Source organism: Halobacillus andaensis (genome assembly GCF_014636475.1).
Classification (GTDB): domain Bacteria; phylum Bacillota; class Bacilli; order Bacillales; family Halobacillaceae; genus Halobacillus_A; species Halobacillus_A andaensis.
The window spans coordinates 473,282-486,664 of record NZ_BMEL01000003.1; the positions used below are offsets into that span (position 1 = coordinate 473,282).

Below are 13,383 nucleotides of genomic sequence, written 5' to 3' on the forward strand. Positions count from 1 at the left end.
AACAAAAGAATCTAGGCTATTTTTTTATTCATCTTCGCTCCTCCTACAATAACCCGTCAAAAATGACAGCATAACGTGTACAGCGCTTTTCACTGCCATGTCCCCTACATCTTTACGCGGGTCCAGACAAACGATATCCATCGCTTTCACCTTTGGGTGTTCACCTGCAATTTGAACAGCATCAAACAATTCATGGGTATACATTCCTCCAGGCGTCGCAGCTGGAGCAGCCGGGTTTTGCGTGATATCAAGCACATCCATGTCGACAGTTACATAAATCGTATCGACCTCAGACTCCAACTTCTTCAGTGCCTCATTGACGACCGAATTCATCCCCTGTTTTCTTGCTTTTTTCATCGTTGTATAGCAGACACCGTGCTTATCAGCATAGTCTCTTAATGCTCTCGAATTAAAAAATCCATGCAGACCAATGTTGTGTACGTGTTTCCCCTTGATCGTTTCACTTTCAATTAAGTTCCGAATGGGTGTTCCATTAGCCGGACCTAGTTCTTTTAGATCGCGTAAGTCAAAATGAGTATCAAACTGCAAAATACCAATGCGTTCGTCGGGGTGGATCTGCTTCCAGCCTTTAATGAGCATCGCTGTAATCGAATGGTCCCCTCCCATCATAATAGGCAAAGTATGAGGGTGGTACGTGCGTAGGGAAGCCATGGCTTCTTTAATATTCTCATGCGTTTGGAGAATATCAGTTGTGTGCTGCTTTACATTTCCGAGATCCAGCACCTTCAGTACAGACAAATCCAAATCTTCATCTAAATTGTACGTCTCAAACGACTTCCAAGCTCGACGCATCACTTCAGGGTTTTCACACGCAGCCGATGTACTGATCGATGATTTTGACAACGGCACTCCTAATAGCGTGACGTCGTACCCTGACCAATCCGGCACCTTATCCCCTAAAGTTTCAATCCATTCATGCACCTTTAGATCACTTTTTTTATTGGTCTGCTTCGACCAAATCATATCAGGACGATCAAGCATTGGATAAGGGTAATCCGTCATTGCAGCTGTCCTCCCTTAACTACGAGCTTTCCTGCTTTTATCACAGTATCTACATGATTCATTCCATATTGATACGAAAGAGTCAAGTAATTCGGGACGTTAAAAATGGTAATGTCCGCTTTCTTACCAGCCTCCAGGCTTCCAGCTTCATCTGCACAACCAATGGCGTAAGCCGCATTGATCGTCGTCGCTGTTAAAACTTCTTCAGGCGTCATCCCCATTTTCAAACAGCCCAAGTTCATAATAAACGGTAATGAAATCGTCGGTGAAGAACCTGGATTGGCATCTGTGGACAGCGCGACGGCTACTCCAGCATCGATCATTTTCCTCGCCTCGGCAAATTCAGCCATTAAGAAAAAGGCGGTGCCGGGCAACAGCACACCGATCACCCCTGTTTCTGCCAAATCTTTGATTCCTTGTTCAGATGCTTTTAACAAATGGTCGGCTGAGATGGCGCCAATGGAAGCGGCTAGTTCTGCTCCGCCATACGGCTCTATTTCATCCGCATGTATTTTCGGAATTAAACCGTGCTTTTTCCCTGCTTCTAAGATTCTCCTTGACTGTTCAGGCGTGAAAACTCCTCGTTCACAAAATACATCGTTAAAGGAAGCTAATTTCTTTTTCGCCACTTCTGGAATCATTTCTTGTATCACCCGCTCCACGAATAGTTCAGGTTTTTCTTTTTCAGCGATCGGTATCGCATGAGCTCCCATAAAAGTGGAGATAAGATCGACGGCATGTTCTTGCTGAAGCTTTTGAACAACTTCAAGCTGCTTTAACTCATGCTCAAGCGTCAATCCATAGCCGCTTTTCGCTTCCACAGTAGTCACGCCATGCAGCAAAAATTGGTCAAGCCGTTTCTTCGATTGCTCATAAAGCTCTTCGTGTGTCGCTGCTTGCGTGGCACGTGTAGTGGCGTGAATGCCGCCGCCTGCTTCCATAATCTCCATATACGTTTTTCCTTTTAGCCGCATGGCGTATTCATTCTCTCTCGTTCCTGAGTGCACGAGGTGGGTGTGTGGATCGATTAATCCCGGGGTCACAACTTTCCCACTGGCATCTATGTGATGGTCGGCTTTATAGGCTGAACAAATCTCTTGATCATTACCTACGGCCACAATTTTTCCATTTTCCATAAAAACGGCTCCATTTTCAATAATGTCTAGTTCAGACATGGCATCTTTCGTTGCTGGTTTATCTTTATGTCCCTTCATCGTAACGACTTGGGCAGCATTTGTAATAAGTAAGGTCTCGGTCATCGTGTCTCCCTCCTCACCCTTTTAAGCATCGGGATTTGAATTCCTTTGTTACGTGCTGTCTTCTCAGCAAGGTCATAACCGGCATCGACATGGCGGGCCACTCCCATCCCTGGATCAGACGTTAATACACGCTCCAATCGCTGCTCGGCATCCTTTGTTCCATCGGCCACAATGACCATTCCCGCGTGCAGGGAATACCCCATACCAACACCCCCGCCGTGGTGCACACTCACCCAGCTGGCTCCTCCGACACTGTTGATCATTGCATTTAAAATCGGCCAGTCCGCGACAGCGTCACTGCCGTCTTTCATCGATTCTGTCTCGCGATTCGGCGAGGCCACTGATCCTGAGTCAAGATGATCACGGCCGATTACGATCGGAGCACTGAGTTCCCCATTTGCCACCATGTCATTAATGATTTTTCCAAATCGTGCTCGTTCCCCATACCCAAGCCAGCAAATACGTGCAGGGAGTCCTTGAAAGGTAATTTTTTCACGTGCCATCCGGATCCAGTTACACAAATGTTTATTCTCGCTAAACTCACGTAAAATCACTTCATCCGTTTTATAAATATCTTCAGGATCGCCTGACAGCGCCACCCAGCGAAAAGGTCCTTTTCCTTCACAAAACTGCGGACGAATATACGCTGGAACGAAGCCTGGAAAATCAAAGGCATCCGCCACCCCCTCATCCTTAGCAACTTGGCGAATGTTGTTGCCATAATCAAATGTTACGGCACCGTGCTGCTGCATCTGCAGCATCGCTTTAACGTGGGCGGCAATGCTTTGTTTGGATTGCTTTGTGTACTCACTCGCATTCGATTGGCGCAGATGCTCGGCTTGCTGAAGCGTCAGACCAACTGGTACGTATCCGTTCAGCGGATCGTGTGCTGAGGTTTGATCCGTTAATACGTCTGGAATAAAACCTTTTGCGATCATTTCAGGCAACAGTTCCGCCGCATTTCCAAACAATCCGATGGAAAGAGCTTTTTCTTGATCACCTGCTTCTTGCGCTAATCGAATAGCCTCCTCTAAGCTTTCAGTGGAAGTATCTAAGTATTTCGTATCGATACGCCGCTGAATACGCCGTGGATCTACTTCAACCGCAATGCATACTCCTCCGTTTAAGGTCACCGCCAGCGGCTGAGCTCCCCCCATGCCGCCAAGTCCTGCGGTTAAGGTGATTGTTCCTTTCAAGCTGCCTTGAAAGTGCTGTTTGGCACATTCAGCGAACGTTTCATATGTCCCTTGCACAATGCCCTGGCTGCCGATATAAATCCAGCTTCCTGCCGTCATTTGGCCATACATCATCAACCCTTTTTGATCAAGCTCATGAAAGTGATCCCAATTCGCCCATGCAGGTACGAGATTTGAATTTGCAATCAGTACCTTAGGCGCATCCTTGTGTGAAGGAAATACGGCAACCGGCTTACCTGATTGAATAAGTAATGTTTCTTCTTCATCAAGGTTTTTTAGTGATTCAACGATGGCATCAAAGCATTCCCAATTGCGTGCGGCTTTCCCAATGCCGCCATAAACGACGAGTTCTTCAGGATTCTCCGCTACATCAGGGTGTAAGTTATTGCTCAGCATACGCAACGCTGCTTCTTGGATCCAGCCTTTTGTATGCAGTTTAGTTCCACGATATTGTGTTACTTTTCTTGAGTGTGCTTCCCCCATGTCATCTTCCCCTCTCGTTTTCATTCATAAAAGAACAGCTCGTAAGGTATTCCACTTTTTTAGTGAAAGCGCTTACTTTTATTGTAAAGTATTTTCTAAGAAAAATCGAAAGGAGAAAAAATAGAGGCCGGGTCAAAACCGAATAAAGCATAAAACCATCCGAACGATTCTGAAGAAATCAGTTCGGATGATTTATGTTAAAGAGAAATCACACCATCGCTCCGTCAAAATACTCCGCTTTCCGTGGGCATGGCCTCAGTGAGACTGCTGCAAAAGTCTGCCCAGCTAAATACTCAAACGTTTGGTATGGTCAATTGCTGGCCAACCCTTATTAAGCTTGGGTTTGAGAGGTTATTAGCTGCTGCGATCTTCTGTACAGTGGTGCCGTAACGAAGAGCAATGCTATAAAGGGTATCTCCCGTTTTCACCGTATAGGTTGTCTGTGCTGGAGGAGGCGTCGATCCACCGGGCAGCACTAGAACTTGACCGATGCGGATGAGGCTCGGATTACTTAATTGATTGATAGAAACGAGCTCGCTTACGGTCGTTTGATTTAATCGTGCGATACTATAAAGTGTGTCTCCAGCTTTTACCGTATACGTCTTGGAACCGCTTGGAGGTGATCCAGTCGTTTGGCCAGGAATTTTAAGGACTTGGCCGATACGAATCACATTTGCATTCGATAGTTGATTTTCTGAGACGAGTTTGGACACAGTCGTATTGTACTTGCGAGCAAGGCTGTAAAGCGTATCCCCTGCTTTCACAGTATACGTTCCAGATGCAGAGGAAGGTTTGCCGCTTAACAGGTCAGAGACCGTAACAAATTGATACCCTTGATCCTTCAAGCTTGTAATGATACCCGGCAAGGCTCCCGGCGTACCCGAAGCCCCCGCTCCTGTATGCATTAAAACAATGGATCCAGGTACTATATTATTCAACACTCTGCCTCTAATGTCAGCAGCTGAATTCCCTTTCCAATCGACGGTATCAATGTTCCAGTGAATGGTGTGCGTATAGCCGGCATTTCCAACTGCTGTAAGGACAGAGGAATTAACCGAGCCAAAAGGCGCTCGAAAAATAGGCTTTGTGGATTGCCCCGTTGTGCTTTGAATGATGGCCTCTGTTCGATCAAGCTCGTCCTTTATTTGAGCAGACGTCAGCTTTGTGAAATCAGGATGAGTATACGAGTGGTTTCCAAGTTCGTGTCCTTTTGAAGCAATCTGTTTAATTTTTTGAGGATGATGGTTTGTGCCTGCACCAGTGAGAAAGAAAGTAGCTTTGACGTTATAAGTGGACAACGTTTGAAGAATGGTCTCAACATTTGTTCCATCAGCCCCATCATCAAAGGTCAGGGCTACGACTTTACTCGACGTATTTCCTTTCGTTACAAACTGGGAGCTGGCAGCTTCTGCTTGAGGGGAGAAGGATAGGAAGGAAGCAAGAAACAGAAAGAAGATAACACTAATCAACAGCCATTTTGTTTTCATTATACTCACCTCTTTTTTAGTATGCTAAAGAAACTAGCATATGTATAAGAGTCTAGAAGTGAGTGAACTGACAATAAGACTGAAAATTCGATCATTTATAAGTCTATTATACTTCTTTTTTAGTAGATAAGGTAGAAAAACTTCAGTTAAAATTTACTATTCATGCTGTACAAGAGGTTTTGGCGGATGAATCGATCGCACTTGCTTAATAAGCTATTAAAAAAGCTCTGCTGATTTCGTCAGCAAAGCTTTTTCAGCTTGTAGAGATCAGGGATTTCCTCGTGTTCCTCACTTCCCTCTGCTATAAATAATGGCCCACTTTTCTTTTCGCCTAAAGGTTGAACCACGTTACTTAGTTGATTTATTCAATCGCACAAAAAAAGTCCGCTGGAAAAAATTCCAGCAGACTTAGCAAAGGGATGAGAGGTCCTGTTTAATCAACCGACTCATTTGCTTTGGATAATCAATAAACGGGTTGCGATTTTCCTGTATGGTATAAATTCCTTGGTTGCGGTGGAGCTCATAGAGATCTGGCGGTTCTTGATCATGCCATTTCAACAATAGTTCAACATCCACTCTTTTCTTATAGGTTGTTTCTATTATATCCGGATATCTTAGGAAAAAGTATAGCATGGCCCTTGCCACAGCCCCTTTCCCATGTTCGGGCTCAAACCTTTCACCCTCCGCTTTTCCGCACTGCTCTTCAATCCGATTGGCTTCCACCTGATTCTCTGGGTAATCTTTAAAATCATAATAAGGGTAATTGCTGCGAATGGAATTACACACTGGCTCGCACGTAAACAAATGATGAAGGTCCCCGCGCATCGGTTCTTTCCCTTCAAACCAAGATTGAGGTACGACATGTTCACAATTGAATTTAAGTTTTCGCATGATCGTCCACACGTCATGATCTGAAGATTCTATTTCCGCTTTACGCCGTAAAGTTGTTTCGAAATCCTCTTTCATAACTTCTTTCACGTCTCGGTTTTTCCCGGAATAAATATTCCTTAGTTGAAAATCTGGACGTAGATCCACCCATGGGTAGACGTATTGAACGGGATCATACTTTACTTGACTGGTATGAGTTTCTTGCACCAGTCTTTTGATTTTCCTTAATTCGTCCGGATGATCAAACTCAATTTCTTGATAATAGGTTTTAAGGTCGTCCTTATTTTGCTCTTCGTCAAAATATTTTGTTTCTCCCTGCTTCAATTCAGCAATTGTACCTTCTATGGACTTAAATATGAAGTTAAGTTTCTGTTCATTTTCTATAGCTGAGTACAAGCTTGGTTTCGAGTCGATAAGCTCATCTCCCTTGCTGTTCGTTTGTAAGTATTATAAATTCTTTTTCACCAAAATAAAAACCCCTAATATTGGAGTTTTCTTAAACACAAACAGCGTATAATTTATCAATCTGAAAACCCAGGCAGCATATTTCCCAGGAAATCTTATTTTCAGCCAATAATCGTCAATTTCTTCCTGCTTTTTCGATTCTTTATGCGTTCTTTTTAGTAAAGTAGATTATTATAAGAAAAGGAAGAAGAAAACGTATGGGTAGATTCCATAGAGAAGTGATTATTTTGAGTCTGAATCCGTTTATGCCCTTCTTAACGAAACCATTCCACTAATCCAATCATACTAAGGAGCCCCAGCAAAAAAGAAAATGTCGCCCATCGTTCATACCCATGCCCATGAGTTTCAGGGATCAACTCTTTGTACACGATAAACAGCATCGCTCCGGCAGCAAACGCCAGTCCATAAGGAACTAGAAACAAAGCAACGTTTACTAAACTAAATCCAATCAGACTTGCGATGAATTCAATCACACCCGTGATCCCAGCCAATAATACAGCTGCTCCTCTATGTACGTTTTGGTGCACCAAAAATAATGCGACAAGAAAGCCTTCCGGGGCGTTTTGAAGCCCCATCGAAAGTGCAACTACAAGTCCCAGATTCTCCACTTCACTTGCTAGACTTGCCCCTACTGATAATCCTTCTGGAATGTTATGCAGCGTCATAGCGGCGACCATCATCATGGATTGCGAAGGTACGAGGACGCCCGTTCGATTATGCTCAATATCAACATGAGGAATAAAGTATTCTAATAGATTGAGGAGCAATGCCCCAGCCAGCACACCAAAACAAAGCACAAAGAGATTCGTTAGCTTGAGTGATGCAGGGATTAACCCATACGTTGACGCAGCCACCATAATCCCTGCTGTATAGGCAAGTATACTATCCATTCGTCGATGAGAGATTCCCTGGATAAAAAAGACAGGGAGTGCTCCTGCACATGTCGTAAGAGCACACAGCATCATAACCAGCAGATTCCATTCCATTCGAAGCCTCCTGAAGAGAAAAGTAAAAGGTAACGTTCCATTTTCTCTTCACTATATGTACAAGCTTCTTAGAAAAGACTCACCCTAAGGAAATCTGTTTCTCTCACTAAAAAGAGCCTTTCCCTTCGTTTAAAGGAGGAAAAAGCTCTAAAAAGTCACGGAAGGTTGAGCTGCCATGATACCCCAAATTGATCGACCACCCAGGCAAACTTTTTGCTGAACGAATAATCCGCTAAAGGCATAAGCTCTTCCCCGCCCTCCATTAAACTACTAAACAAATCAGTGATTTCCTCTTCAGAGTCGCACGTTAAAAATATAGAAAAGGAAGGAGTAAACGTAAATTCGTGCTGGACGTTACTATCGATACACATAAATTCTTGTCCTTTTAATGAAAATACAGCTTGCTTCACACTGCCCTCTTCACCTACTTCGTTCGGACCGTATTGATTGATCATTACAACTTCTGACCCTTCGATTAGTGTGGTATAGAAATGCATTGCTTCTTCGGCGTTTCCTTGAAACATTAAAAATGGAGTTACTCTTTCCAGTTGGCCTCTCTCCTTTTTTAATCAATTAACGAAAAGGGGACAATGTAAACTTAAGAGTTTATCCCTCAAGGCTTGCTTGTTCCACAATTTTTTCTATCAGCTCGCCGGCTGATATACTCTGACTCAACCGAGGACTTTGCCCAGACCAAAGCGACATGTACTGCGGCTTGTTTTGTTTAGCCGCTTCTTTCCGTATGTCTTTCGTTAAGCTGTTTTGCAGAGGATAACCAGGCAGATCCTCTTCATGTGATCTCATTTCATTTGTAAATTGATTCGCAATTCCGCGTGCCGGCTTTCCACTAAATGCTCTTGTAATAATGGTATCGTGCTCAGGGGTCTTCAAGATCGCTTCTTTATGCTGGGGCTTGGCACCGCTCTCAGCACAAGTGACAAATGCTGTACCAAGCTGAACACCTTGCGCACCTAAAGCAAATGCTGCTTTAAACCCTCTGCTATCCATAATACCTCCAGCAGCAATGGTTGGAATCCGGAGGTGATCAACAACTTGAGGAATTAAAGACATCGTTCCAATCATGGCTGAATCATACGTATTTAAGAATGTCCCTCTATGTCCACCTGCTTCACTTCCTTGAGCAACGACCATATCCATTCCTCGTTCCTCATTTATTAGAGCTTCTTCGACTGTAGTAGCCGTGCCGACTACGATGATGCCTTCTTTCTTTAAATCACGAATGACTTCCTTTGAAGGAACTCCAAACGTAAAGCTGCATACTGGTACCTGATGTTTAAGTACAACTTCCAATTGATGATCGAAAAGAGAGCGAGAAAGCTCCGGCTGAGGTTTTCCATCCAGGTGAAGGTCCTTACGAATTGGTTCCAGTAAATGATTGGCTTTTTCAATCTCTTCTTCGACGATGTCTGGGTACTCTGGGATAAAAATATTTACACCAAAAGAACAGGTCGTCTGCTGTTTAATATCTTGAAGACTGCGCTTCAAATCCTCAATGTTCATATAGCCCGCGCCCAATGTTCCAAGCCCGCCTGCATTGGATACGGCAGCTACTAACTCAGGTGTGGTAATCCCTCCTGCCATACCTGCTTGAATAATGGGATAGTCAATTTTCAACTGCGCGGTCACTTCATTGTTTTTCCCCATTCCCACTACTCCCTTCCCTTATCTTTCTATACTTTTATACTATCAAAGGAAATAGAATTGGAATACAATGGAACCCCTCCAAAAAAAAAGAATCCTCCCAACTCCAGGAGGATATCCCCTTTATTATCTATCTTTTTCTTTCTTATCATAAGGAAACAATTCTTCAGATGCTTCCGTGCTTAGATTTAATTTTCTCTCTGTCTTATCTTCAGCTTCGTAAATCCCGCTAGTCGCCACATATTTATGGAAAATATATTCAAACACCGCTACGGCTACCGCCGAAAGCAAAGCAGCTGTAAACAATTCACCACCTACCGTCAACGCATCAACCATAAAATAAATAACGACAAAAGCTAGAACAAAATCAGAAAGAGTAGCCATCAAGTTATTCGTCTTCCGCAAGATCATCATATCTCCAATAAAATAAGAGACTGCGCTGAGTACCAATGCAACTAAGAAGACGTTACCAAACGACAATCCATACCCTATTCCTAAAAAAAGAAACAGTAGAGCCAGGCATCCAATAAATTTAGCAGCGAAGTATTGAGCATGCTTCAACTAAAATCAACTCCTTGTTCCTCCTATCATTTGTAAATAGAGATGCTCTATTCCTGTTTTAGTTAACTTTACACTTTTCTTATTTGGTTTATAGAGGATTATTACGGGCACACCTACTTAAGAATTAAAAAGAGACCTGAATGCAGAAGGGTTTCCTACTGCATCCAGATCTCATCTATTAATTACTCCTTCCCTTTAGCTCGATGATCATTAGGGTTTTTCTCGTGTCCTATTGCTTTCCCTTTCGCGTGAGACGAAGATTCTGGTTTTATACTTAAGTCTTCTTCTTCAAATTCTGTATCTAAATCAACAGGTACATTTACGTTATCAAGGTTAATGTGGCCAAAGCCTCCTGTGGCATTGTCGGTCACGCGCAGGAACAATTCTTCGCCGACATGCTCTTCCATGTTCCATTCTACTCTGCGATACGCTTCATTATTGCCTCCCGTTGTCCTCGCAAGTTCATGGTTGTCATTTTTTCTAATTAAAGCCACAGATAGATTTTCTTCATCGTTTCCACCACCGACAAGGAAATCAATGGTTCCATCTCCGCCCAGAATAAAGTCTTCACTGCGCATGACGCCGACAGCTCCATCACCGCCGTGTTCTGCATGAAAGCCCCAATAGTGGAAGCCTTCAGGATCATGCGCATTTACCGCTTGATTAAATGGTCCTCCCCATCCCCAATCTTCATCGGTTCTTACATGATCATCCGAAAATGCTTCTCCTTCTTCAACGATCCACCCCGAGAGATCACCCGTTTGGAAATCATGGTTCGGGAGTGTTTTGACAGGCGTATTGTCCTTCTCATCTGAGTTTTCTGGTTCGTCTGCTTCAACCAACTCTCCGTATGCGGATCCCATATTCCACAATTCAAAGGACTCAATAGAGACCTTGCCTCCCTCTTCGGTCATACTGATGCCGTCTGCATCACCGAGAGTTGGATATACACGGGAAGTAATGCTATGTGTGTCATTGGCGTATGCTTCAACCATGGAGCGGTCTAAAAACAGCTGCAGATGAAGCAGACCGTCCTTCAACTCTACATCTCCTCCGTGTATCCCTTTCTCAGCATCCGGATCTAAACTGGAATGGTTACGATCTATTTTTAGTTGCTGCTCATTGACGTTATAAAACAGTGAAGTTACTTCTTTCGAATCGGTAGACTCTCTGAAATGCAAACCAAATTGTTCGGCATCTTTCGGGTCAACCGTCAAATTCACTTCAAGTGTATCACCATTTACTTTTTCCAATTGGCGATTCAACTTTTTAACTGTCGTGTCTGATTCAGAGATGAGTTTTTCACCACGTACATTCTCCGTTTCCTTAATTGGCTGAATACCCAGCATGCCATTTTCTTGAAGGGTTAATTCAAGTGGCAATCCAGCGTTATGAGCCCACCCTGCATCATAATGATCTTGTTCAGAACGTCTGTCTTGAGTAATACTGAATAGTACGGAGCGATCTTTATCATCGACAAAACCGCTCGGTCCCGTTAGATGCTCTCCATAATCAAACAAACGAGGCTCATCATGATCAGGAACAAATTTGTTGTTTTCTTTATCCCATTCACCAATCCAATGCCATACATATTTCACATCATGTGGACTGTACTCTTCAAACCAAGGATTAATAAAGAATGCGTACTTTCCGGTATCATCTCCGTTCTCATCCTTTAACGGAAGGAATACAGGGAGCTCCCATACGTCACCTGTCGCCGGAAATGCTTCTTTGTCACCTGTAAAGAAAGGTCCTTCATAGTCCCAGTCTGTCAGGTTTTCCGAGGAATAGAGTAAAGCTGTCCCGCCAATGTTTTGGTCTCCATCTTTTATCCCTGAGCTGACAAGCTGGTACCAGGTACCGTCCTCTTCCCAGACGAATGGATCACGGAACTGACCAAACATGACTTCCCCTTCTTCAACTTCTAGATCTTCTTCTTGAACCGTAACAAGTTCATCTTCCATTTCCCAGTTTGGAAGCAGAGGATCGCCGTCTTCGCTAAAGGTACTTCTAGCTAATCCTACACTTTGGTTAGGATGGCGGCTGTCATCTCCTGCTGTAAATAACAGGACCGGTTCTCCGTTTTCATCATAGGTAGAATCGCCGGACCATACACCATCCGGGGCTACAGAATCTTTCTCTGGTGCTAAAGCAACTAGGGCATCATCCCAATGCATTAGGTCATCACTTACGACATGTCCCCAGTGAATCTGGCGCCAGTAGGGTCCTTGAGGATTGTGTTGGTAAAATAAATGATATTTTCCTTCAAAGTAAATCGGAGAGTGTGGTTCGTTCATCCAGTGTTCTGGAGCTGTCATATGGTATTGTGCTCGATGACGATCACCATCGTAGCGGCTGCGATCGTAATCCGTATCTGCTGCTGGCAAGCCTTCAGAAGGCAAGGAAGCCATGACATCTTGATAAAATGCTTTAATATCCTCAGGAGTGAGCTCCCCTCGTTCCACTTGGACTTCATCCATCAACCCCGCAAACATATTAGCATCAAACGTACCGTTAACGATGGAAGGATCACTGTGTTTTCCAAGCAATAATGGCTGATCTGCCTGGGTAAAAGTTTTACCCTCAGGTATACTGGCTTCCGCTTCTTTTTCCCCATTAATGTAAACTTCTATTACACCTCGTTCATCACTAATCACTCCAGCCACGTGACTCCATTCATGCTTCTCAAGGGAAGATTCTGTTGTTGCTCGTACTTCTTCTCCCTCAAATGCAGCTTTCATTTCCAGGCTGCCATGTCGACCCATTCCAAATACAAAACCCTTGCCTTCACCTGCATTAAGCTGACTCAAGATAGCTGAAACCTTGTCATCTCCACCCCACTCATAGCTTCTCGGGGCAACCCATCCTTCCACTGTAAAAGAAGAACCAAGTTCCCCCCATTCATCCGCAGGACGCTCGATCCAAGTAGAATAGCCGTCAAATAACAGAGCATTATTTTTAATGCCCTCTCTCCACATGGGATTACTGTCATCTTTGTCTTCCGCTTCATTAAAAACGTATTCAATTTTATCCTCTATTCCTGAGGCTTCATCCAATGTGGCAGCCCCTTCACCTTCTTCAAAGGACCATGATGAGATTTCAGCTTCTACTTCATTTTCCGCCGAAACAACGTTTGGACTTAAAGTCATCCCTGTCAGAACGACAAGAAATGAAGACACCTTACTGAAATTTTTCCAATTCATAAAACTCTCCTCCTTTTTTACATTTAAAGTAATCGTTTACGTAAACGATTACGTAAACGATATAAAAAAAGTCGTTTGTATATGTAAACGATTACAAATTAGGTTATAATATAAAACACCCGTTGTCAATCTATTCAGAATAAAACAAATTCAAATCTCATAAATCGGTA

At 43.6% G+C, this 13,383-nt stretch carries 10 protein-coding genes; all 10 read right to left on the reverse strand.

Annotation, left to right across the window (positions count from 1 at the left end; translation table 11 throughout):
• Positions 1-24: 24 nt before the first annotated feature.
• Complete coding sequence (locus IEV27_RS13615) at positions 25-1,023, reverse strand: agmatinase family protein (RefSeq protein WP_188378042.1); 999 nt, start codon at positions 1,021-1,023, stop codon at positions 25-27.
• Positions 1,020-2,282 (reverse strand): imidazolonepropionase, encoded by a 1,263-nt coding sequence (gene hutI / locus IEV27_RS13620; protein ID WP_188378043.1) that lies wholly within the window; start codon positions 2,280-2,282, stop codon positions 1,020-1,022. Before hutI ends, IEV27_RS13615 begins: the two co-directional genes overlap by 4 nt.
• Complete coding sequence (gene hutU, locus IEV27_RS13625) at positions 2,279-3,961, reverse strand: urocanate hydratase (protein ID WP_188378044.1); 1,683 nt, start codon at positions 3,959-3,961, stop codon at positions 2,279-2,281. The genes hutI and hutU overlap by 4 nt, the downstream gene beginning before the upstream one ends.
• A gap of 293 nt (positions 3,962-4,254) precedes the next feature.
• On the reverse strand, positions 4,255-5,448 hold the full coding sequence (locus IEV27_RS13630) for a LysM peptidoglycan-binding domain-containing protein (protein WP_188378045.1): 1,194 nt from the start codon (positions 5,446-5,448) through the stop codon (positions 4,255-4,257).
• Between the two features lie 408 nt (positions 5,449-5,856).
• Positions 5,857-6,732 carry an endonuclease I family protein gene (locus tag IEV27_RS13635; protein ID WP_229735322.1) on the reverse strand — a complete coding sequence of 292 codons (876 nt, stop codon included), beginning with the start codon at positions 6,730-6,732 and terminating at the stop codon, positions 5,857-5,859.
• Positions 6,733-7,055: 323 nt separating this feature from the next.
• Positions 7,056-7,787 carry a ZIP family metal transporter gene (locus IEV27_RS13640; protein WP_188378046.1) on the reverse strand — a complete coding sequence of 244 codons (732 nt, stop codon included), beginning with the start codon at positions 7,785-7,787 and terminating at the stop codon, positions 7,056-7,058.
• 155 nt (positions 7,788-7,942) lie between these two features.
• Positions 7,943-8,335, reverse strand: a complete 393-nt coding sequence (locus tag IEV27_RS13645; RefSeq protein ID WP_188378266.1) for a VOC family protein — start codon at positions 8,333-8,335, stop codon at positions 7,943-7,945.
• Positions 8,336-8,393: 58 nt separating this feature from the next.
• Complete coding sequence (locus IEV27_RS13650) at positions 8,394-9,452, reverse strand: NAD(P)H-dependent flavin oxidoreductase (protein WP_188378047.1); 1,059 nt, start codon at positions 9,450-9,452, stop codon at positions 8,394-8,396.
• A 123-nt stretch (positions 9,453-9,575) separates the two neighbouring features.
• Positions 9,576-10,010 (reverse strand): DUF2512 family protein, encoded by a 435-nt coding sequence (locus IEV27_RS13655; protein ID WP_188378048.1) that lies wholly within the window; start codon positions 10,008-10,010, stop codon positions 9,576-9,578.
• A gap of 182 nt (positions 10,011-10,192) precedes the next feature.
• Positions 10,193-13,213: a GH32 C-terminal domain-containing protein gene (locus tag IEV27_RS13660; protein ID WP_188378049.1), complete on the reverse strand. Its 3,021-nt coding sequence runs from the start codon at positions 13,211-13,213 to the stop codon at positions 10,193-10,195.
• Positions 13,214-13,383 lie beyond the last annotated feature (170 nt).

What these genes read in the sequence shown, in the direction of transcription:
- hutI (WP_188378043.1), bottom strand. Translation starts at nt 2,282, where the DNA reads ATGACCGAGACCTTACTTATTACAAATGCTGCCCAAGTCGTTACGATG.
- hutU (WP_188378044.1), bottom strand. Translation starts at nt 3,961, where the DNA reads ATGGGGGAAGCACACTCAAGAAAAGTAACACAATATCGTGGAACTAAA.
- IEV27_RS13640 (WP_188378046.1), bottom strand. Translation starts at nt 7,787, where the DNA reads ATGGAATGGAATCTGCTGGTTATGATGCTGTGTGCTCTTACGACATGT.
- IEV27_RS13650 (WP_188378047.1), bottom strand. Translation starts at nt 9,452, where the DNA reads ATGGGGAAAAACAATGAAGTGACCGCGCAGTTGAAAATTGACTATCCC.
- IEV27_RS13660 (WP_188378049.1), bottom strand. Translation starts at nt 13,213, where the DNA reads ATGAATTGGAAAAATTTCAGTAAGGTGTCTTCATTTCTTGTCGTTCTG.
- IEV27_RS13630 (WP_188378045.1), bottom strand. Translation starts at nt 5,448, where the DNA reads ATGAAAACAAAATGGCTGTTGATTAGTGTTATCTTCTTTCTGTTTCTT.
- IEV27_RS13615 (WP_188378042.1), bottom strand. Translation starts at nt 1,023, where the DNA reads ATGACGGATTACCCTTATCCAATGCTTGATCGTCCTGATATGATTTGG.